Raw genomic sequence first — 20543 nt, 5'->3', positions numbered from 1 at the left:
GATGACGACGTGGGAATCTTTTGGCGTGACCCTGCTGTTGCTGCTGGGTCACACCCTCATTCGCGGGCTGATCCACAAGAGCCTGCTGGCCTTGGCCAAATCCAAGCAGGTGAGTGAAAACCGGGTGCTTTACGTGGAGCATGTGTTCCACTTCTTGCTGGGGTGCGCGACCCTGCTGATCCTGGCCGGGGTCTGGGGACTCGACTTCTCTCGCCTGGTGGTTCTGGCCTCCTCCTTCTTCGCGGTGCTCGGCGTCGCCATGGTGGCGCAGTGGTCGATCCTCTCCAACATCACCGCCAGCATCACCATCTTCTTCGCCTTTCCCTACAAGATTGGCGATCGGATCCGCATCCTCGACAAGGATGACTCCGTGACAGGGGTCATCACAGAGATCGGTCTCTTCTACGTGCGAGTGCGGGACGACAACGGCGACATGGTCACCTATCCGGCGAACCTGATCCTGCAAAAACCGGTCAGGAAGCTGGAGGAGAGGGAAGCCGTGCCCCTGCAACCAGAATGAAAAAAGCTCCCTCGGGAGCCTTTTTCATGGACAGGCTGACTCAGCGTTCGAAGAAGTGGTAGAGATGCTCGACCTGCACCGGACAATCGGCCACCCGGTGAATATGATCGCGCGCCTCCTCGGCGGAGGCGAAGCTCACCGGGCACCCCAGAGTGTCCGTCATCGCGTACAGACGACCGTCCTGCCCGCGAAATTCCACGATCCAGCCAGGTGAGATGACATCGTGCAGGATCTCCGCCTCCTTGAAACGCTGTTGCTGATGCAATGTCCGCAATTCGGTGACCGTCATGACATCCTCCTATGACCGATGGCACTCACCTTCATTCTAGTTGCCCGGACTGGGCGGAGCCCTGTCCGGCCAGCCCTGGATCATCTCTCAGGCGCTGATTACTTGATGGCATCCGGGACGGGAGTGTCGCGGGGGGGTTGCAGGGCGATCACCAGCTCGCCAGTCTGGGGCTGGATGGGGCCGGTGACCACCTGTGGCTGCCCCTTGGCATCGAGCAGGAACAGCGGTATGGCGCCCGGATTGGCTTCCTGATACTGGTTCCAGTCGAAGGCTTCCCGCAGCCGGGTTGCCTTGATCTGGCCCCCTCGGCTCAGCAGGCCGCTCAGGCGGGCAAAGTTCATTTCGGCTCCGAACAGATTCTGGCGGGCGCGGAAGGTGGCACTCTCCCGGTTCGCCTTGCCGTGCTGATCGCTGGAGCGCAGGGAGTAGACCTTCTCCTCCCCATAGAGGTGAGCGAAGTGCAGCACGCCGAGGGCGTTGTTGTGGCGGTTGGGAGAGAGGGCCAGCACTGTGCTGATGCTGGTGAGCGGCAGGTGCAACTCGGCCTGCTCCGACTGCGGATTGCCGAAGTAGCAGGGCAGGTTGCTCATGCGGGCCAGCTTGCAGTGTTCCCAGGCGGGATCCGACAGTTGCACCGGGATGCCCTGATCCGCCAGCGCCTTGGCGATGGCGCGGGCCACCGAGTTGGCGCCGATCAGCAGCCAGACATTGGGAGCGCTCTGGCGCATGCCGAGCAGGTTGGCGAGGGGGGCAGAGGTCAGACTCTGCAGCACCACGGTGAAGATGATGACGGCGAACACCAGAGGCACCAGCTTGTCGGCATCTGCAATGCCGGCCTCGTGCATGCTGATGGCAAAGGAGGCACTCACTGCCGCCGCCACTATGCCGCGCGGGGCAATCCAGCTGAGCAGGGCGCGGGCACGCCAGGGAAGATCCGATCCCATGGTCGATACCAGGATACAGAGTGGGCGGGCCACAAACTGCACCACACACAGCAGGAGCAGCACCATGGGCCCGAGCTGCCAGAGCTGTGCCAGATCGAGCCTGGCCGCCAGCAGGATGAACAGGGAGGAGATGAGGATGACGGCGAGCTCCTCCTTGAACTCCAGTACCTCTTCCAGATCCAGCCCCTCCTGATTGGCGAGCCAGATGCCGAAGACGGTGACCGCCAGCAGGCCGGATTCGTGGCTGATCCAGTCAGAGAGGGTGAAGGTGACCAGCACCAGCGCCAGCACGCCGAACTTATGCAGGCTGACCGGCAGCCAGTCCTTGCGAATGAGCAGGGTGGTGAGCCAGCCGGCGCCCACCCCGATCAGGGTGCCGACCCCCACCGTCTTGCCGAGCGCCAGCAGGGTATGGCTGAGCACGTCACTCTGGCTGCCGAGGCGCACCGCCTCGAACACCAGCACCGCGAACAGGGCTCCGATGGGATCGATGACGATCCCCTCCCAGCGCAGGATCTTGTCGACCTCCCGCACCGGCCGGATCACGTTGAGCATGGGCGCTACCACAGTCGGTCCCGTCACCACCAGCACGGCACCGAGTACCATGGCGACTCGCCAATCCAGCCCCAGCAGGAAGTAGCTGGCGCCGCCTATCACCGCGAAGCTGGCCAGCATGCCGACGGAGCAGAGGTTGCGCACCACCTTGCCAATCCCCTTGAGCTCGGCCAGATGCAGGGTCAATGCCCCCTCGAACAGAATGATGGCCACCGACAGGGAGACCAGCGGGAACAGCAGATCCCCGAGCAGGGCATCCGGATCGAGCACCCCCGTCACGGGGCCGAGCAACAGGCCGCTGAGCAGCAGAAACAGGATGGCTGGCACCCGCAGGGACCAGGCCAGCCACTGGGCCAACAGGGAGATCAGGGCGATCCCCGCCAGGGAGAGTGCAATCATGCCAACCTCGGGCAGGTAATGGGACTGGGAGTAGTGTAGCGGGGAAGCGGGGCAAATTGACATTCGATTGGAACAGGGGAGGTGGCCCGCGCCTGGGCGGTGGAGGGGGAAATGGAAGCGGAATGTGCGGTGCGACTAGATGGGGCTCTCCTTGTGCAGTTCGGTGACGCAGTCGGTCACCGCCAGCACCAGGGCCGAGCGCACCATCTGATCGAGCCGGTTCAGCTGCATCTGGTAGAGGGGCCAGTCTTCCTCGTTGGCCGGGGGATCCTGCGGCATCATGCTCGCCTGGTTGATGCCATGGAGGCGATCGAGCAGGTCGCGAACGGGTTTGTCGCTGAAGCGGTAATCCTTGGGATCGCGCACCAGGAAATCGCGGATCTTCATGTAGGCCTCGATGTCCTGATAGTGCTCGAGGGAGATGAGGCCGAGGGCGAAGATGAGCTTGAGGCGCACCTCCAGCTGGCCGAGGGGACCGCTCTGGTTGAGCAGGGGTTCGATGGCGTATTTGACGGCATACTCCTCCTGGCGGAATGCGCGCCGCATCAGGGAGTCGACCGCCTCTTCCAGGATGGACACGACCTCGAGGAAGAAGCCGCGAGGGCCATCCTGCTCGTTCAGTCGCTCCAGTACTTCATCTTCCTGGTGTGTGGTCATAGGTACTTGGGGTCCAGCTGACTGGGAGAGAGCCAGGCTCTCTCCCGGTTTTTAACTTGGGGGCACCCTGGCAACCCGCGATGGGTAGGCCAGGATGCCGCCTGTGGGTCCTCACAGGGTCTGATAGCGGGCGACGATGGCGGCAACGATCTCGCTGTCTGCATCCAGGCCGGTCACTCGTGCCAGGGCCTTGGCCGGGCCGATCTCCGCCAGCAAGGCTTGCAGCTCTACCGCCTGAGGGTCGTCGGCATTGCGATAGTGCAGCGCCGCCGCTATGCCCTCCTGCAGATGATCATTGGGCAGGCCGTATTCCAGGGTGCCGAGCAGCGGCTTCACCAGCCTGTCGCCCGCCGCCAGCTTGCGCAGTGGCTGACGGCCCACCCGGTCGATTTCGTCCACCAGATAGGGGTTGGCGAAGCGGGCCAGGATCTTCTCGATATAGGCGGCATGGAGCCGCGGATCGAAGCCGTAACGCTGTACCAGCACAGCACCGCTCTCCTCCATGGCGCGGCGCACCTTGCTGCGAATAAGCGGATCCTCGATGGCGTCGCGCACCGTCCGGTAGCCCCTCAGCTTGCCGAGGTAGGCGGTGACGATGTGGCCGGTATTGAGGGTGAACAGCTTGCGCTCGACGAAGGCCATCAGGTTGTCGGTCGTCTCCATGCCCGCCACCTTGGGCAGCTCGCCCTTGAACTGGGTCTGGTCGACGATCCACTCGCTGAAGCTCTCCACCGTCACCTCAAGGGGATCGTCGTTGGCCGCGGCGGGTGGCACGATGCGATCCACCGCCGAGTCGACGAAGCCGATGCAGGCGTCGAGCCGGGCATGATACTCGACCGGCAGGTACTTGAGTACCTCCTGCTTGAGGTGGCTGGTGCCGCGTACCATGTTTTCGCAGGCGATGACGTTGAGAGGGGTCAGGTTGCCGGCATCGAAGCGGGCCTGCAGCCCCTTGGCCAGGGTGCTGGCAATCTTGTCCAGGATGTTGGGGCCTACCGCCGTGGTCACCAGATCCGCGCTGACGATGCGTTCGATCACCTCTTGCCCTGCGGAGCTGACGGCCGCCACGTTGCGTACCACATCCAGCTTCTGATCCGTGCCCACCACCAGCACCTTGTACTCCTGGCGGTGGTTGAGCTGATCGATCAGGGTCTCGTTGACGTCGGCGAAGGTGACCTGGTGGCTGGCGTCGGCCAGCAGTTTACCGATGAAGCCACGGCCTATATTGCCGGCACCAAAATGCAATGTTTTCATGATATTAACCTCTACAACCAAAGACGATGATGAGTTATGCGGCGTGTTCGGCACCCAGTAAATCCAGGAACTCCTGGGGATCCCGGGTGCTGGCCAACCGGTCGATGAGACCCGGTTCATCCAGTGCATTGGTCAGCTTGGTTATTACCTGAATGTGTTCGTCATTGCGGGCGGCGATACCGATCACCAGCCGCGCCACCTCGTCGGCGGACTCACCGAACGGCACGCCGGCCGGGTACTGGCAGATGACGATGCCGGTGCGCTTCACGTGCTCCTTGGCGGCGATGGTGCCGTGGGGCACGGCGATGGACTCGCCAAGATAGGTGGAGACCAGCTGCTCGCGTTCCAGCATGGCGTCGACATAGTCCGGGGCCACGTAGCCACGCTCGGCCAGCAGCTTGCCGGCAGCCAGGATGGCGGCCTCCTTGTTGTCGGCCTGAAGGCCCAGGTGCACGTCCTGCAGGCTCAGGGTGAAGACCTCGGTGCTCTGCGGCTCAAAGCTGTCGTCGTTGGCGGCCACCAGCAGGTGCGGGTTGGCTACGTCGTCGTTGGCAGCCCTGGCCAGACTCAGGTTCTGTACCAGCTCCTGATAGAGGGCGTTGTCGAGGAAGTTGTTGAGGGAGATGTGCTGGGCGTGCGGCGCATGGCGGCGGGCACGGTCGGTCAGATCCTTGTGGGTGATGACCAGATCCACCTGATCGTCCAGGCTGTTGATGGCGCGGTTGGTCACGCTGATGTCGAGGCCGGCGGCCTCTACCCGCTTGCGCAGCATGCCGGCGCCCATGGCGCTGGAGCCCATGCCCGCATCGCAGGCGACGACGATGTTGCGTACCGCCATCAGTTCACCACCGGGCTTCTTGGCCGCCGCGGCTTCTGGCTTGGCACCCTTCATGGACTTCATCTTGCGGGTGGCTTCACCCAGGGCATCGGCTTCGTCGGCTTCCGGTTGCTGGGCACGCACGAAGACGGCGGCGACCAGGAAGGAGACGGTGGCCGAGGCGACGATGGAGAGCAGCACCCCGATGAGGGAGGCTTTGGGCGTCATCAGCAGCACGGCGAAGATGGAGCCGGGGGAGGCCGGAGAGACCAGGCCCGCGTTGAACAGGGTCAGGGTGAAGACACCGGTCATACCGCCGGCGATCACCGCCAGGATGAGGCGCGGGTTCATCAGCACGTAGGGGAAGTAGATCTCGTGGATGCCGCCGAAGAAGTGAATGATGGAGGCACCGGCAGCGGATTGCTTGGCATTGCCACGGCCGAACACCATGTAGGCCAGCAGCACGCCGAGGCCCGGGCCCGGGTTCGCCTCGATCAGGAAGAAGATGGAACGGCCCTGTTCGGTCGCCTGCTGGATGCCGAGCGGCGAGAAGATGCCGTGGTTGATGGCGTTGTTCAGGAACAGGATCTTGGCCGGTTCGACGAAGATGGAGGTCAGCGGCAGCAGGCTGTGGGCGACCAGGAAGTCGACACCGCCAGCCAGGGCGCCGGAGAGCACCTTGACGAAGGGACCGATCACGAAGAAGGCGAGGATGGCGCACAACATGCCGATGATGCCGGCGGAGAAGTTGTTGACCAGCATCTCGAAGCCGCTCTTGACCCGGCCTTCCATCGCCTTGTCGAAGCGCTTGATGGCCCAGCCACCGAGAGGGCCGACCATCATGGCACCCATGAACATGGGGATGTCGGTGCCGACGATGACCCCCATGGTGGTGATGGCACCGACCACGGCGCCCCGTTCACCGCCGATCAGCTTGCCGCCGGTGTAGCCGATGAGCAGCGGCAGCAGGTAGGTGATCATGGGGCCGACCAGCTTGGCCAGCGTCTCGTTGGGCAGCCAGCCAGTGGGGATGAAGAGGGCGGTAATGAAGCCCCAGGCGATGAAGGCGCCTATGTTGGGCATGACCATATTGGACAGGAAGCGTCCAAAATTCTGTATCTTGACTTTGGTATCCGGTGATAACATGTCGGGACCCCGTTTTAAGCCTGTTTGATTAAGAGTGGTAGTCGGAGTGGTGGGTTTTGCCGAACCCCCCATCCGGGTCGTCTAAGCAACTTCAATCTACCAGCTTGCGATCAAATTAGGCTGAAAACGGGGCATCTTGTGACTTGCCTCTCAAATACACCTCCCTCCCCCCTCCCTCATGAGTGATCCAAATCACGATTTAGAACTGTTTTTTGGCTGCTTTTTGTTCTTTTCTGCTGCGAACGATGTTTTACCGTGATTTACCTCTCGTTTTCATGTCTGCCGCGAGTGGCTGTCAATGTGATTTTTGTCACAAAATGTGAATTTGATTCCAATTGGGGCTCAGTCGCTGAGCCTGCATCCGGGGGTGGCAGCGATGGATCTGCCATGCAATGGGCTAACTGAGCGATGAATCACTCTGATTTGTTGCCCACTTTCAGGCAGAGAGAGGGAGGGGAGCAGAGTTTCGTCTGTAGTAAGCCTGAGGGGGAAGGATCGGGAAAGGACACGGGGTGGGGATGAGTGGTGATCGGCCCGTGCACCGCCATGAAAAAGGCCCGCACGGGGCGGGCCTTTTGAAAGGGGAGAGCTTACTCCGCCTGGGGAGCCGGATCGGCCGGCGTCTCGACATCGGCGGCCGGGGCGACCGGCGCCGGGCCCGGCACCAGCGCCACCGCCGGCTTGGCGATGAGGGAGCGGGTCTCTTCCACCGCTTCGCTCAGCTTGACCTCGATGACCTGGCCGAGCTCATAGACCACCTCTGTCTTGTCCAGGTAGACGCGGCCGTTGTCCCAGTTGCACTCCAGCCTGTCCTTGTTGTCCAGGATGTGGCGGGCGGGCATGAAGACCACGGCGCCATTCTCCTGCAGGCGCAGCTTGAGGCCGGCGCGCATCACGTCGATGATCTCGGCGTTGAACACCTGATCGGTGCCGGCGGCAGACATCAGGTAGCGGACATAGAGCCAGTCGCCGATGTCGCGCTCCACCATGCGGTGCAGGCGGCGGCAGGCGGTCAGGTGCTCGGTCAGCTCGGTACTCGGGCGCGGGCCCGGAGCCTTGCCGGCGATGACGGCTTTCAGCAGGCGATGGTTGACCATGTCGCCGTACTTGCGGATGGGGGAGGTCCAGGTGGCATAGGCGTCGAGCCCCAGGCCGTAGTGGGCACCCGGCTCGGAGGACATCAGCGCATAGCTCTGGAAGCGGCGGATCTTGCCGTCCAGCCAGCGGGTATCCAGGTTGTCTATCCAGCGGCGCAGGGCGCAGAAGCCGGACAGGCTGGCGATCTCTTCCTTCTCGAACGGCGCCTCGGCGGTCTTGAGCAGCTCGATGGCACCGTCGAGGGACTCCTCGTCAAAACCGGTGTGGACGTTGAAGATGCCGTAACCCACCTGCTTGCCGAGCACGCGGCCGGCGCAGATGTTGGCGGCGATCATCGACTCTTCCACCATGCGGTTGGCGATGCGGCGCGGCTCCACGTGGATGGCCAGCACCTCGCCGTTTTCACCCAGCTCGAAGTCGTAGTCGGGGCGGTCCGGGAACACCAGGGCGTGCTCGGTGCGCCACTTGATGCGCGCCTCGGTCATGGCCTTCATCAGCGGCAGCTGGGCCAGCACCCCGGCGTCGATATCCAGCGCTTTGCCGTGCTCGGCCCAGTCGGAGACGTCGTCATAGGAGAGGCGGGCGTGGGAGTTGATGCGGGCGGCGAAGAATTCGGTCTCCTCCAGCAGCAGGCCATCCTCGGCGATGAGCAGGCGGGCACACAGGGTGTTGCGCTCCTCGCCCTCTTTCAAGGAGCAGAGCTCGTCTGAGAGGGTGCGCGGGATCATGGGCACGTTGCGGCCCGGCATGTAGACGGTGAAGGCGCGCTTGGCCGCTTCCAGATCCAGCTCGCTGCCCTCGGCCACATAGGCGGTCGGATCGGCGATGGCCACCAGCAGTTCCCAGCCGTTGTCCAGCTTGCGGATAGCCAGGGCGTCATCCATGTCCTTGGTCTTGGCGCCGTCGATGGTGAAGAAGGGGGTAGAGGTCAGGTCGGTGCGGGGCAGCTCTTCCTCCTCGATCACCTTCCACTCCGGCAGGTCGGCCGGTTCAATCTGGGCCAGATTGTGGCGCGCCAGCACCACCCACCAGGGCACGTTGTGATCGTCTTTGTCGGCGATGAGCTGGGTGATTTCGGCGGAGAAGTTGCCGTCCATCAGGGCGTGGCGCTTGAGGGTCGCCACCACCCAGTCCCCTTCCTTGAAGGACTTCTCGTCCAGACCCTTCTTGGCGCGGGCCTTGATGGCGTCCTTGATGAGGGGGTGATCCGGCACCACGTTGAGGCGATCGCGGAACATCTTCACGCGGCCGACGAAGCGGGTCACCGCCTGCTCCAGCAAGGCGTCCGGCTCGGCCACTTCCTTCTCTTTCTCGGTCCGGATCAGGGCGCTCACCCGGTCACCGTGCATCACCTTCTTCATGTAGGGAGGGGGCACGAAATAGCTGGTCTTCTCATCGACCTCCAGGAAGCCGAAGCCTCGATCGGAGGCGCGGATCACACCCTCTTTCTTGGGGATGTTCTCGCGGATTTGTTGCTTGAGCTGGGCCAGCAGCGGATTGTCTTGAAACATAAGTGAGGAACCTGAGGTGGAAACCGATGAAGAATCGCCCAGCACTATACGTTTTTACCCCCCCAAAGCCAAGGTGAATGGCCGCGTCAGCGGGGTTGCAGTGCCCGGCGACCCTGCACGATCAGGCGCTGGGAGACCTGTTTGTGCAGCCCCCGCTCCAGCACCCAGCGATGCCAGTAGAGCCGCTCCACCAGGTGCAGATCCGGACAGAGATCGAGCAGGCTGCCCTCCGCCAGCTGGCGACGGATCTGCAGCTCGGGGATGAGACAGCAGGCCAGTCCCTGCTCGGCCATGGCGACGAAGGCCTCGGAGGAGCGCACCGTGTGACAGGGGTAGCCGCCGGGTTTCAGGTCGAAGTTGCGGGCCACGAAACTCACGTGCATGTCGTCGCGCTGATCGAAGGCCACCGCCGGCGCCTTGGCGAGCGCGGCGGCGGTGAGGCCGTGCGGGAAATGGCGGGCGACGAAGGCGGGACTGGCGGTGAGCAGGTAGCGCATCTCGCCGAGCTCGTCGACACAGCAACCGGCGAGCGGCTGGGGCTGCAGGCTGACGGCGCCGAATGCCTGGCCCTCGCGCACCTTGTCGAGGGTGCGGCTCTCGTCATCCACCAGCAGGTTCAGCTCGATGGGATGCTGCTCAAGCAGCGGGCCGAGGGCGGGCAGGAACCAGGTGGCCAGGCTGTCGGCGTTGATGGCGATGCTGACCCGCACCGGTGCCTGGGGTTCCTCGGGGGAGAGCTCCCCCGCCAACTCCAGCTCCAGCTGGCGCACCTGACGGTAGTGGGCCAGCAACTTCTGGCCGAGCTCGGTGGCCCGCAGGGGTTGGCTGCGGATGATCAGCGGCTCGGCGAATTGCTGCTCCAACTGCTTGATGCGCTGGGAGATGGCGGACTGGGTGAGGTGCAGGCGCTGGGCGGCCCGTTCGAAATTCTGCTCCTCCATCACGGCGTCCAGCGCCAGCAGCAGCTTGTAGTCCAGTGCCTTCATCAGCATTCCTTATGAAAGTTTCAATATCAGTAAATATGCTACTGAAAGCGCGGGGTTGGCAACCTGGCGAAGCGGGCTCTGGTGGCATCCCGGCTGCCGGGAAGGTGCAGGTCGGCCACTGTGATAAGTGACAGTAGCGGATGGGTGAGATTCATTGGATACTCATTCGGTCCGTTTTTGCATGGGGTGGAAACGGGCCATAGCGAGAGTTTTGGTCCCGGGCACAGTCCCGGGACTTTTTTATGGCGAGAGCCGGAGGGCCGGCCGCATGGGGTGGACTGAGTGGATTCAGGGGGTGCCGAGCAACTCGCCGGCCCGGCTGTAGCGGCCCCGCAGCGGCCGGTTGACGGCGCGCTCGAAGCGCTCGTCCAGCAGGAAGCGGATGCCGACCCCGCGCACCGCCCCGAGATCCACGGCCTGGCGGTGGCCCAGACGCTCGATGGGCAGGCCGAGGCGGCGGAAGATGCGCTCCACCGGCAGGCTGACCACGGCGACCAGCTCCCGGATCCCCTGCTCTCTGGCGAAGGCATAGACCTCGCGGAAGATGACGCAGGTCAGCTCGCTGATGCCGTTGTCGAGCTGGGGAGCCCGGCTGGCGTCGACGGCGAGCCGGGTCAGCTCCCAGACCTCCGGGCCGCGGGGAGCCATCTCGCCGGCGAGGGCGCAGGGGAAGATGCTGGGCAGCATGTAATCCTGGGCGCAACTGAGCAGCCGGATGCAGCCGCACAGCCCTTGTTCGTCTTCGATCAGCACCCAGTGGGTGTCCGGTTTGTCAAAACTGTCCCGCTCCAGCCCCTTGTGGGCTTCCACATCCCAGCCGAGCCGATCGGAGAAGACTCGCTTGCGAAAGCGATAGAGCTCGTTTTCGACCTCCCATTTGGGGTGTTCTTTTATTTTTCCTTTGAAAACAAGCATTCATGTCTCTCCATTTCATGTTTCGGCGCTATAATCCAAAGCCTTGTCTAGGGGGGCTAGCCTAATGACACGCGACCAACTGCTTGAGTATCTGGAACATTTCACACTGGTGACCGATGGCAATCGGCTGGCCGAACTGATCGGCCGCTTCACCCTGGGAATGGGTTACGACTACTATCGTTTTGCGCTCATCCTGCCCATGTCCATGCAAAGGCCCAAGGTGGTGCTGTTCAACCAGTGCCCCGACTCCTGGGTGCAGGCCTACACGGCCAACCACATGCTCTCCTGTGATCCCATCATTCAGCTCGCCCGCAAGCAGACCCTGCCCATCTACTGGAACCGGCTGGACGAGAAGGCGCGCTTCCTGCAAGAGGGCAGCATGGATGTGATGGGGCTGGCGGCGGAGTTCGGCCTGCGCAACGGCATCTCCTTCCCGTTGCACGGGGCGGCGGGGGAGAACGGCATTCTCTCCTTCATCACCCGGGAGCGGGCCTCGAGCGATCTGCTGCTGGAGTCCTCGCCCATCCTCTCCTGGATGTCCAACTACATCTTCGAGGCGGCGATCCGGATCGTGCGCAAGAGCATGCTGGAGGAGGAGCAGGAGGCGCTGACCGAGCGGGAGACCGAGTGCCTGTTCTGGGCCAGCGAAGGCAAGACCTCGAGCGAGATCGCCTGCATCCTCGGCATCACCGAGCGCACCGTGAACTACCACCTCAATCAGGTGACCCGCAAGACCGGCTCCATGAATCGCTACCAGGCCATCGCCAAGGGGGTGAGCAGCGGCATTCTGCTGCCCAACCTGGAACAGGTCGTGATCACCAACTATCCCTCGCTGCTGCAATGATCCCGGGCCTGGCGACAACAAGCTGTCGCTGGGCTTCTCATGGAACTCACTTCCTCCTCTCCCGATCACAGTGCCAAGATCCTTGTCGTCGCGGGATGCCGGATTGCGTCTCTCCCCGTCTGGCCGGCGTTTTGCCGTGCCCGGGGAAATAACCCTGACGATTCTCGGGTCGGGGAGGGGGAGGGACAATTGTCAGATCCTGCTATTGACAGGGGAGGAGGAATGGCAAACCGCTTCTGTCATCAGAACGGCTAATGCATCAGCAAATGAATGAATTTCTCTGATGAAGAGGCAGGCTCTATAGTGCCGTCCATCTCTTCACTGGACGTACCCCCTATGTTTGCCACTACCCTGCAAGGCTTTACCCTCGGCCTCGCCATGATCATTCCCATCGGCGCCCAGAATGCCTTCGTGCTGAGCCGGGGCATCCACCGCAACCATCACCTGCTGACGGCCACCCTCTGCTGCCTGTGCGATCTCGTGCTGATCGGCATCGGGGTGTTCGGCGGTGCCAATCTGCTGGCGGCCAGCCCCATCGGGCTGGCGCTGCTGACCTGGGGCGGGGTGATCTTCCTCGGCTGGTTCGGCGTGCGATCCCTGCGCAGCGCCTGGCGCGGGCAGGGCGGGGCGCTGGCGGATTCTCCCCAACTGATGGGGATCAAGAGCGTGCTGGCCATGACCCTGGGGGTGACCCTGCTCAACCCCCACGTCTACCTGGATACCCTGATGCTGCTCGGCTCCTTCGGCAGCCAGTTCGCCGAGGATCTCAGGCCCGCCTTCGCGGCCGGGGCCATGCTGGCCTCCCTGGTCTGGTTCTACAGCCTGGCGTTCGGGGCGGCGGCACTTTCACCCTGGCTCGCACGGGGGAAAGTGCAGCAAGCCATTGATATTATTGTCGGTATCATCATGCTGGTGCTGGCAGCCAAGTTGGCGTTCGGGGCCCTGATGGCGTCATAAGGCTATTTTTGTGCCGGGCCTCATAAAAATGAGTCCCGGCTTCATCTGCTGACATATTCGTCTGTTAAATTCCCGTCGCTGGTAAAGCGTCACTCATAAAAAAAGGGAATAGACAGTGAATAAAACCATGAAACTGGGGGCTATTGCCGCCATCGTGCTGTTGTCTGCCTGTAGCAGCGACAACGACAGCGAGGCGCAACCGGGAGCCGTCTCCCTGCGCCTCATCCAGACCTCCGATATCCACTCCAACGTGCTGGGCTATGACTACTACCAGAACAAGGAGGATCGCAAATTCGGCCTCTCCCGCACGGCTCTGCTGATCCGGGCCGCCCGCGCCGAGAACCCCAACAACCTGCTGCTCGACAACGGCGATCTCATTCAGGGCACGCCGCTGGCTGACTACATCTTCGAGCAATCCGGTGCCGGCTACCTCGACAAGCAGGCTCACCCGGTGTTCAAGGCCATGAACGAGCTCGGCTATGACGCCGGCAACCTCGGCAACCACGAGTTCAACTACGGGCTGGACTACCTCGGCAAGGTGCTGGCGGGAGCCAAGTTCCCCTACGTGAATGCCAACGTGTTCGAGGCTGGGGCCTTCAAGCGCGACGCCAAGGGGCAGATTGACTGGAGCGGCAACAAGTTCACCCCCTACCTGCTGCTGGAGCGCAAGGTGACGGATGACAAGGGCCAGCCGCAAACCGTCAAGGTCGGCATCCTCGGCCTGACCCCGCCCCAGGTGTTGCAGTGGGACAAGCGCCACCTGGAGGGCAAGGTCGTGGTGGCCGACATGGTGGAAACCGCCAACCATTACGTGCCGGAGCTGCGCGCCAAGGGGGCCGACATCGTGGTGGTGGTCGCCCACACCGGCATCAACGCCAGCAGCTACGAGGCCATGATGGAGAACTCCGCCTGGCACCTGGCCAAGGTGAAGGGCATCGACGCCCTGATGCTGGGCCATGCCCACAAGAACTTCCCCGGCGACTTCCCGGACTTGCCGGAGGTGGACAACCAGGCCGGCACCCTGAGCGGCATCCCCACCGTCATGCCCGGCTACTGGGGCAATCACCTCGGCATCATCGATCTCAAGCTGGAGCAGGTGGATGGCAAGTGGCAGGTCAAGCAGAGCCAGGCCAGCCTGCGCAAGATCGATTCCAGCGAAGGCAGCGCCGTGGATCAGCGGGTGGTGGACCTGGTGCAGGCGGATCACGATGCCACCAACCTCTGGCTGGACGAGCCGCTCGGCAAGATCACCTCCCCCATCCACAGCTTCTTCGCCCTGGTACAGGATGATCCGTCCGTTCAACTGGTGAGCGACGCCCAGCGCCAGCATGCCGAGCAGTTGCAAAAAGACGGCTTGCTCAAGGAGTCTTATCCCATCCTCTCGGTGGCGGCCCCCTTCCGCGGTGGTCGCAACGGCATCAATGACTTCACCTATGTGGCCCAGGGCAATATCTCCCTGCGCAACGTCTCCGACCTCTACATCTACCCGAATACCCTGCAGGTGGTGGAGGTGAACGGCGCTACCGTCAAGGAGTGGCTGGAGATGAGCGCCGGCCAGTTCAACCAGATAGACGCCAGCAACACGGGCGTGCAGTGGCTGGTGAACGAGAACTTCCCCACCTACAACTTCGACGTCATCGACGGGGTCAGCTACGAGGTGGATATCACCCAGCCCGCCCGCTACAACAAGGACGGCGCCAAGGTGAGCGATGGTCAACGCATCAGCGGCCTGACCTTCAACGGCCAGCCCCTGGATCCGGCCCAGAAGTTCTACGTGGTGACCAACAACTACCGTGCCAGCGGCGGCGGACACTTCCCGGGGATCGATGGCAGCAACATCGTCCACGAGGATCCCTTCGAGACGCGGGAGATCATCGCCCAGTATCTGAAGTCCCAGTCCGCGGACAACCCGTCCGGCTTCAGCCCGGCGGCCAACGACAACTGGTACATGAAGGCACTGCCTGCGGGCGTGGACGTGCGGCTCTACTCTTCGCCACGGGATGAGGCCAAGGCCCTGGCGGGGGCAGACTTGAGCTATCAGTCCACCCTGCCGATGAGTGATGCCAAACATCCGGGTTACGCCATCTACCGGTTGGTTCGCTGATAGCACCTTCCTGACGGATAACAAAAAGCCCTCGCAGTGCGAGGGCTTTTTCATTTGGAGCAGAGGGCAGGGAGGGCTTAGTAGAACCCAGCATCCTCCGGATTGGGGCGGGTCTTGAAGCGGCGGTGCAGCCACATGTACTGCTCGGGCGCGCGGCGCACGGCGGCTTCAATCTCCCGGTTGGCGCGGGCGGCATCGGCCACGTCATCACCGCTCGGATAATCCGCCAGGGGCGCCCCGATGTGCAGGGTGTAGCCGTCCTGGGTACGGATGTTGTAGCAGGGCAGGGTGACGGTGTTCTTGACCCGGGCCAGGGTGGCGGTGCCGGTGATGGTGGCGGCCTGCTCCACCGCGAAGTAGGGCACGAACACGCTGGCGTGGGCGCCGTAGTCGTGATCCGGCGCGTACCAGAGGGCATCCCCGTTGCGCAGGGCCTTGATCATCCCCTTCACGTTCAGCCGGCCCACCAGATACTTGTTGGAGGCGCAGCGTCCATGGTACTGGGCATACTCCAGCACGGGATTGGTGTTGGGGCGGTAGACGCCGACCCCCGGTCGCACCAGACCGAAGCAGCGGGCGTTGAGTTCCAGCGTCAGGAAGTGGCAGGAGAGCAGCAGCATGCCCTGACCCTGTCGGGCGGCGTCGATGACGTGCTCTTCCCCTTCCACCTTCATCAGGCGGCGCATCCGCCAGTCCGGCCAGAACCAGGCGATGCCCACCTCGAAGATGGCGCAGCCCACACTCTCGAAGTTTTGCACCAGCAGGGCTTCGCGCTGATCCCGGCTGAGCTCGGGCATGGCCAGCTCCAGATTGCGGCGCGCGATCTTGACGCGAGATTTCAATATCTTGCGAGCCAGGGTACCGAGCTGGCGGCCCAGCCACATCTGGCTGCGCCAGGGCAGCAGCACCAGCAGCCAGAGCAGACTGAGGCCGAGCCAGCTGCCCCAATAACGGGGATGGAACAGACGGGGTTCGAGGCGGGGAGCGTGTTCTTGGGCCATGAAGAGTCTCTTGTTCTCAATCGCAAATCAGCGGGAGGCCGCATGAGGGAGAGGGCCTCGCGGCACTGGCCCCGTGCGAACGGTGTTAAGCGCAATCTGAGGATTCTATCCGAAAAGGGGGGGCGGGTGCGAATCGCCGCATCTGGTCAGAGGGGTCAAGCGACGGGAAAGGGCCGCCATCACTGGGGTTACCGCGCTTTTTTCACGCCAGGGAAAAGAGTGTGATAAAATCCGGGACTGAATTTTTCAGGTTTTGAGAGCCGATACAGATGAAGATCACCCTGCCCGAGTTTGAAAAAGCCCGCGTCCTGGTCGTTGGCGATGTCATGTTGGACCGCTATTGGCACGGCCCCACCGGCCGGATCTCCCCCGAGGCGCCGGTGCCCGTGGTCAAGGTCGAACACATCGAGGAGCGCCCGGGTGGCGCCGCCAACGTGGCCCTGAACTCGGCCGCGCTCGGTGCCCATGCCGTGCTGCTGGGACTGACCGGTCAGGATGAGCCGGCCGACGCCCTGGCGAGCCAGATGGCCGGGGTCAAGGTCGCCTGTGATTTCGTTCGTCTGGCGGACTATCCGACCATTACCAAGCTGCGGGTGCTGTCGCGCAACCAGCAACTGCTGCGTCTGGACTTCGAAGAGGCCTTCCACGACGTGGACGCCTCCCTGTTGATGAACAAGGTCGAGCAGGCGCTGCCCCAGGCGGACGTGATGATCCTCTCCGACTATGGCAAGGGCGCCCTGAACGACGTACCCGGCATGATTGCCCGTGCCCGCGCCGCCGGCATCCCCGTGCTGGTGGACCCCAAGGGGACGGATTTCGAGAAATACCGTGGTGCCACCCTGCTGACCCCCAACATGTCCGAATTCGAGGCCGTGGTGGGCAAGGTGAAGAACGAGGCCGAGCTGGTCGCCAAGGGGCTGGAGCTGGTCAAGCGCTTCGAGCTGGCGGCCCTGCTGGTGACGCGCTCCGAGAACGGCATGACCCTGATCCGCGAAGGTCAGCCCGAGCTGCACCTGCCTGCCCAGGCGCACGAGGTCTATGACGTGACCGGTGCCGGCGATACCGTCATCTCCACCCTGGCGACCTCCCTTGCCGCCGGCAAGAGTCTGGACGAGGCCTGTGCCCTGGCCAACACCGCCGCCGGCATCGTGGTCGGCAAGCTGGGTACCTCCACCGTCAGCCCGGTCGAGCTCGCCAATGCGCTCTACACCGAGCACGAAACCGGCTTCGGCGTCATGTCCGAGGCCCAGTTGAAGGTGGCCGTGCAGGCTGCCCGCCTGCGGGGCGAGAAGGTGGTGATGACCAACGGCTGCTTCGACATCCTGCATGCGGGTCATGTCTCCTACCTGGCCAACGCCGGCAAGCTCGGGGATCGCCTGATCGTCGCGGTCAATACCGATGACTCGGTGCGTCGCCTGAAGGGACCGGGTCGCCCGGTCAACCCGACCGAGCGCCGCATGACGGTGCTGGCGGCACTCGGTGCCGTGGACTGGGTCGTGCCCTTTGGCGAAGACACTCCCCAGCGGCTGATCGCCGAGATCCTGCCGGATCTGCTGGTCAAGGGCGGTGACTACAAGCCCGAAGAGATTGCCGGCTACGCCGAAGTGACCGCCAACGGCGGCGAGGTGCGAGTGCTGAACTTCGAGGACGGCTGCTCCACCAGCGACATAATCAAGACCATTCGCGAACGCGGCTAAGGTTGATATGTCATGAAAAACCCGGCCGAGGCCGGGTTTTTTGACGGTATCCGTCCGCCCTGATGAAGGGGGCAGGCAACAAAAAGGCGACCTTATGGTCGCCTTTTGCATGGCGTGAAACCGGATCAGGACTTCTTGGTGACCTGAGGGGCGGGCATCAGGCCCTGGTTCACGTCTTCCAGATCCTTCTGCTCCAGCGTACCGGCGGCCTGCTTGAGGGAGAGGATGCTGAGGATGTAGTTGTAGCGCGCCTCGGAGAGCTTCTGTTTGGCTTCGTACAGCTTGCGGGTGGAGTCCAGCACGTCGACTATGGTGCGGGTCCCCACTTCGTAACCGGCTTCGGTCGCCTTCAAGGCACTGTCGGCGGAGATGACGGACTGGCTGTAGGCGCGGACCGAGCCGATGCTGGCGTTCACGTTGTTGTAGGAAGAGCGCACGGTGCTCTGTACCGAACGGAAGCTGCGCTCGAGCTGCTCGCTGGCGGCCACGTAGTTGAACTGCGCCTGTTTGACCTGGGAGGTGGTGGCCCCGCCGGTATAGAGCGGCAGATTGAAGGTCAAGCCCACGTTGCCCTGATTGCTGTTGCTCTCGGGGTTGCGGATCTCGTCCTTGTAGTCGTTGTAACCGGCGCTGAGACCGGCGCCCAGATCCAGAGTCGGTTCATGACCGGTCTTGGCCAGATCGATCTGCTCCTTGGCGATGTCCTTGCCGATGCGGGCACTGTGCAGTTCCAGGTTCTTGTCCAGCGCCAGCTCCAGCCACTTGTCGGAGTTGAACGGCGTCTTCTGCGGAGCGAAGCGATCGGTGTTCAGCACATCCAGCTGGCGGTGATCGATGCCGGTCAGCTCACGCAGGCTCTCGTAGCTGTTGTCCAGGGTGTTCTCGGCATTGATCTCGTCTGCCAGCGCCTGATCGCGCTCGGCCTCGGCTTCATGCACGTCGGTGATGGCGGTCAGGCCCACTTCGAAGCGCTGCTGGGTCTGTTCGAGCTGACGCTCGACCGCGACCTTGTTGGCGCGTACAAATTCCAGGGTGTCCATGGCCTTCAACACGTCGAAGTAAGCCTGGGAGGTGCGCAGCATCAGGTTTTGAATTTCGAGGTTGTAGCCCACGTCGGATTGGGTGGCGCTCTTCTCGGTGAGATCCAGATTGACCCAGTTGCTGCGGCGATAGATGGATTGATCCAGGGTGAGGGAACCGTTGGCTCCGGTGTTGGTCTGGGTGTCGTTCTTGTTCTGCAGATAGTTCAGACCGGCACCCAGGTTGATCTGTGGCAACAGGGCTGCGCGGGATTCATTGATCTTCTCGAAGGCCTGGTCTCGTCTCGCTTTGGACTCCAGCAGCTGGGTATCCTTGACCTGGGCCTGTTGGTAAATATCGAGCAGGTTTTCGGCATGAGCAGCGCTGCTCACACCCAGCATCACCATGACTGACAAGAGTGTTCTTTTCATATGATAGTTTTGACCTTATGTATCAACCCAAAGCTGTCCGCTGGATGAAGAGGGAGGAGAGATTGTCACCGAGCAAGCTTGATTTCAGCTTAACCACTCTACTATAAGCAAATTTGAATGCGAACTGTCTCTTTTCCAGCAGCGGTAATGTCAAGGTTTCGGGGGGATTTTCTGGGCTGCGTGCCTAGCCAAATACCCTGTGGCTGCTAAAATCCATCCCCTATCGCCAGCGAGAATGAGTGAATGAACGTTCATTCATGTTCTCGAATATTATGGTCAAACCTCGCCAAGTCAAGCTGGCAGGAGTGTCGTATGTCGCAGCAAGCCTTGCCACAAACCCGTCACTACTCGGGTAGTGATGTGAAAATCATCGAAAAATCATCCGGATATAACGGATTCTTCAAGGTGAGCGTCTATCGCCTGCAGCACAGATTATTTGCCGGTGGCTGGAACGAGCCCATCGTCCGCGAGCTGTTCGAGCGGGGCCATGCCGCGGCCTTGCTGCCCTATGATCCGGTGCGCGACCAGATAGTGCTGGTGGAGCAGTTCCGCATCGGTGCCATGGAGACAGGCAGCACCCCCTGGCTGCTGGAACTGGTAGCCGGCATCATCGACGAAGGGGAGACCCCGGAGGCCGTGGTGCGCCGGGAGGCAGTGGAAGAGGCGGGCCTCGAGGTGGGGCGCTGCGAGCATGCCATCAGCTATCTGGTGAGCCCCGGGGGCAGCACCGAGCGGATCGAGGTCTATGTGGGGGAAGTGGACGCCAGTCAGGCCACCGGGATCCACGGTCTGGCGGAAGAGGGGGAAGACATCCGGGTGCACGTGGTCAGCCGCGAGCAGGCCTACGCCTGGCTGAAAGAGGGGCGCATCGACAACGCGGCCTCCGTCATCGCCCTGCAATGGTTGGCGCTCAATCATGGTGAACTGCAGACGCGCTGGCTGGCGGGGCGCTGAGATGTCCGTACTCCTCGCCAAGCGGCATGTACCTGACCTGATGTCCTTGCAGCGTACCTGCGAGGTGAACTACATGGCCCTGATGAAGCTGCTGCCGCCGGGTGGTGCCGTGGGGGACGAGCGCCGTTATCAGGTGGGAAACGGCCTGCAGTTCAGGTTGACCGTCAGCGATGACAGCCGTTTCACCAGCCAGGTGATCCTGACCCAGGATAATCCCGAGCTGCCGGGCTACTTGCAGGCTCGTATCGAGATTCGTTTGTATCATGATGTGCGCATGGCGGAAGTGTGTGCCGCGCAACAGATTTCAATGTTGCAACCACGTTATGATTATCCCAATCAAAAAATGCACCACAGGGATGAAAAGGAGCAGGTAAATCTGTTTCTGGCCGAATGGCTGAAGTTTTGTCTCAAACATGGCACCAGCTTGATTAACATCCTCTAGTT

16 protein-coding genes and 1 pseudogene are annotated in these 20543 nt (G+C 62.5%); 7 read left to right on the top strand and 10 right to left on the bottom strand.

Annotated features, from left to right (window positions below; all coding sequences use genetic code 11):
- Nucleotide 1 precedes the first annotated feature (1 nt).
- Nucleotides 2–520 (top strand): mechanosensitive ion channel domain-containing protein, encoded by a 519-nt coding sequence (locus ACW5W7_RS10065; RefSeq protein WP_456501591.1) that lies wholly within the window; start codon nt 2–4, stop codon nt 518–520.
- A 40-nt stretch (nt 521–560) separates the two neighbouring features.
- Here ACW5W7_RS10065 and ACW5W7_RS10060 read toward each other — a convergent pair whose 3' ends face one another.
- The 8 genes and pseudogenes from ACW5W7_RS10060 to ACW5W7_RS10025 form a co-directional block, all read right to left on the bottom strand.
- A complete protein-coding gene (locus ACW5W7_RS10060; RefSeq protein WP_349919891.1) occupies nt 561–809 on the bottom strand; it encodes a hypothetical protein in 249 nt (82 codons plus the stop codon).
- Between the two features lie 98 nt (nt 810–907).
- Nucleotides 908–2820, bottom strand: a pseudogene (locus tag ACW5W7_RS10055) (cation:proton antiporter).
- Between the two features lie 22 nt (nt 2821–2842).
- A complete protein-coding gene (locus ACW5W7_RS10050) occupies nt 2843–3364 on the bottom strand; it encodes an MltR family transcriptional regulator (protein WP_438551599.1) in 522 nt (173 codons plus the stop codon).
- Nucleotides 3365–3475: 111 nt separating this feature from the next.
- On the bottom strand, nt 3476–4618 hold the full coding sequence (locus ACW5W7_RS10045) for a mannitol-1-phosphate 5-dehydrogenase (protein ID WP_456501590.1): 1143 nt from the start codon (nt 4616–4618) through the stop codon (nt 3476–3478).
- Nucleotides 4619–4652: 34 nt separating this feature from the next.
- The gene (locus tag ACW5W7_RS10040; protein ID WP_456501589.1) at nt 4653–6581 is read right to left on the bottom strand and encodes a PTS mannitol transporter subunit IICBA; all 1929 of its coding nucleotides are present in this window, start codon (nt 6579–6581) and stop codon (nt 4653–4655) included.
- Nucleotides 6582–7171: 590 nt separating this feature from the next.
- Nucleotides 7172–9190: an exoribonuclease II gene (locus ACW5W7_RS10035; RefSeq protein WP_456501588.1), complete on the bottom strand. Its 2019-nt coding sequence runs from the start codon at nt 9188–9190 to the stop codon at nt 7172–7174.
- Nucleotides 9191–9276: 86 nt separating this feature from the next.
- Nucleotides 9277–10176: a LysR family transcriptional regulator ArgP gene (locus tag ACW5W7_RS10030; RefSeq protein ID WP_456501587.1), complete on the bottom strand. Its 900-nt coding sequence runs from the start codon at nt 10174–10176 to the stop codon at nt 9277–9279.
- Between the two features lie 288 nt (nt 10177–10464).
- A complete protein-coding gene (locus ACW5W7_RS10025) occupies nt 10465–11091 on the bottom strand; it encodes an acyl-homoserine-lactone synthase (protein ID WP_349919881.1) in 627 nt (208 codons plus the stop codon).
- Between the two features lie 64 nt (nt 11092–11155).
- Here ACW5W7_RS10025 and ACW5W7_RS10020 point away from each other — a divergent pair, with 64 nt between their 5' ends.
- From ACW5W7_RS10020 to ACW5W7_RS10010, 3 genes are all read left to right on the top strand, one after another.
- A complete protein-coding gene (locus ACW5W7_RS10020; protein WP_349919880.1) occupies nt 11156–11935 on the top strand; it encodes a LuxR family transcriptional regulator in 780 nt (259 codons plus the stop codon).
- A 336-nt stretch (nt 11936–12271) separates the two neighbouring features.
- On the top strand, nt 12272–12892 hold the full coding sequence (gene lysE, locus ACW5W7_RS10015; RefSeq protein ID WP_349919878.1) for an L-lysine exporter: 621 nt from the start codon (nt 12272–12274) through the stop codon (nt 12890–12892).
- A 127-nt stretch (nt 12893–13019) separates the two neighbouring features.
- On the top strand, nt 13020–14996 hold the full coding sequence (locus tag ACW5W7_RS10010) for a bifunctional 2',3'-cyclic-nucleotide 2'-phosphodiesterase/3'-nucleotidase (protein WP_456501629.1): 1977 nt from the start codon (nt 13020–13022) through the stop codon (nt 14994–14996).
- Nucleotides 14997–15073: 77 nt separating this feature from the next.
- On the opposite strand, the gene lpxL is transcribed toward ACW5W7_RS10010, so the two are convergent.
- Nucleotides 15074–15997 (bottom strand): LpxL/LpxP family Kdo(2)-lipid IV(A) lauroyl/palmitoleoyl acyltransferase, encoded by a 924-nt coding sequence (lpxL, locus tag ACW5W7_RS10005; RefSeq protein WP_456501586.1) that lies wholly within the window; start codon nt 15995–15997, stop codon nt 15074–15076.
- A gap of 269 nt (nt 15998–16266) precedes the next feature.
- Between lpxL and hldE the strand changes: the two genes are divergently transcribed.
- Entirely contained in the window at nt 16267–17694 is a 1428-nt protein-coding gene (gene hldE / locus ACW5W7_RS10000; protein WP_434664457.1) for a bifunctional D-glycero-beta-D-manno-heptose-7-phosphate kinase/D-glycero-beta-D-manno-heptose 1-phosphate adenylyltransferase HldE, read from the top strand.
- Nucleotides 17695–17819: 125 nt separating this feature from the next.
- Here hldE and tolC read toward each other — a convergent pair whose 3' ends face one another.
- A complete protein-coding gene (gene tolC, locus ACW5W7_RS09995; RefSeq protein ID WP_349919873.1) occupies nt 17820–19145 on the bottom strand; it encodes an outer membrane channel protein TolC in 1326 nt (441 codons plus the stop codon).
- Between the two features lie 312 nt (nt 19146–19457).
- Here tolC and nudF point away from each other — a divergent pair, with 312 nt between their 5' ends.
- Together nudF and ACW5W7_RS09985 are read left to right on the top strand one after the other, a co-directional pair.
- Nucleotides 19458–20099, top strand: a complete 642-nt coding sequence (gene nudF, locus ACW5W7_RS09990) for an ADP-ribose diphosphatase (protein WP_456501585.1) — start codon at nt 19458–19460, stop codon at nt 20097–20099.
- Nucleotide 20100: 1 nt separating this feature from the next.
- Nucleotides 20101–20541: a DUF1249 domain-containing protein gene (locus ACW5W7_RS09985; RefSeq protein WP_456501584.1), complete on the top strand. Its 441-nt coding sequence runs from the start codon at nt 20101–20103 to the stop codon at nt 20539–20541.
- Nucleotides 20542–20543: the final 2 nt, after the last annotated feature.

The sequence above is a fragment of the Aeromonas intestinalis genome (assembly GCF_054052485.1).
Note: the sequence above shows the minus strand (reverse complement) of the source record. Positions and strands in the feature narration are given on the sequence as shown.

What these genes read in the sequence shown, in the direction of transcription:
- ACW5W7_RS10065 (WP_456501591.1), top strand. Translation starts at nt 2, where the DNA reads ATGACGACGTGGGAATCTTTTGGCGTGACCCTGCTGTTGCTGCTGGGT.
- ACW5W7_RS10050 (WP_438551599.1), bottom strand. Translation starts at nt 3,364, where the DNA reads ATGACCACACACCAGGAAGATGAAGTACTGGAGCGACTGAACGAGCAG.
- tolC (WP_349919873.1), bottom strand. Translation starts at nt 19,145, where the DNA reads ATGAAAAGAACACTCTTGTCAGTCATGGTGATGCTGGGTGTGAGCAGC.
- nudF (WP_456501585.1), top strand. Translation starts at nt 19,458, where the DNA reads ATGTCGCAGCAAGCCTTGCCACAAACCCGTCACTACTCGGGTAGTGAT.
- ACW5W7_RS10030 (WP_456501587.1), bottom strand. Translation starts at nt 10,176, where the DNA reads ATGAAGGCACTGGACTACAAGCTGCTGCTGGCGCTGGACGCCGTGATG.
- ACW5W7_RS10045 (WP_456501590.1), bottom strand. Translation starts at nt 4,618, where the DNA reads ATGAAAACATTGCATTTTGGTGCCGGCAATATAGGCCGTGGCTTCATC.
- ACW5W7_RS10040 (WP_456501589.1), bottom strand. Translation starts at nt 6,581, where the DNA reads ATGTTATCACCGGATACCAAAGTCAAGATACAGAATTTTGGACGCTTC.
- ACW5W7_RS10020 (WP_349919880.1), top strand. Translation starts at nt 11,156, where the DNA reads ATGACACGCGACCAACTGCTTGAGTATCTGGAACATTTCACACTGGTG.
- ACW5W7_RS10060 (WP_349919891.1), bottom strand. Translation starts at nt 809, where the DNA reads ATGACGGTCACCGAATTGCGGACATTGCATCAGCAACAGCGTTTCAAG.
- hldE (WP_434664457.1), top strand. Translation starts at nt 16,267, where the DNA reads ATGAAGATCACCCTGCCCGAGTTTGAAAAAGCCCGCGTCCTGGTCGTT.
- ACW5W7_RS10035 (WP_456501588.1), bottom strand. Translation starts at nt 9,190, where the DNA reads ATGTTTCAAGACAATCCGCTGCTGGCCCAGCTCAAGCAACAAATCCGC.
- ACW5W7_RS10025 (WP_349919881.1), bottom strand. Translation starts at nt 11,091, where the DNA reads ATGCTTGTTTTCAAAGGAAAAATAAAAGAACACCCCAAATGGGAGGTC.
- ACW5W7_RS09985 (WP_456501584.1), top strand. Translation starts at nt 20,101, where the DNA reads ATGTCCGTACTCCTCGCCAAGCGGCATGTACCTGACCTGATGTCCTTG.
- ACW5W7_RS10010 (WP_456501629.1), top strand. Translation starts at nt 13,020, where the DNA reads ATGAAACTGGGGGCTATTGCCGCCATCGTGCTGTTGTCTGCCTGTAGC.
- lysE (WP_349919878.1), top strand. Translation starts at nt 12,272, where the DNA reads ATGTTTGCCACTACCCTGCAAGGCTTTACCCTCGGCCTCGCCATGATC.
- lpxL (WP_456501586.1), bottom strand. Translation starts at nt 15,997, where the DNA reads ATGGCCCAAGAACACGCTCCCCGCCTCGAACCCCGTCTGTTCCATCCC.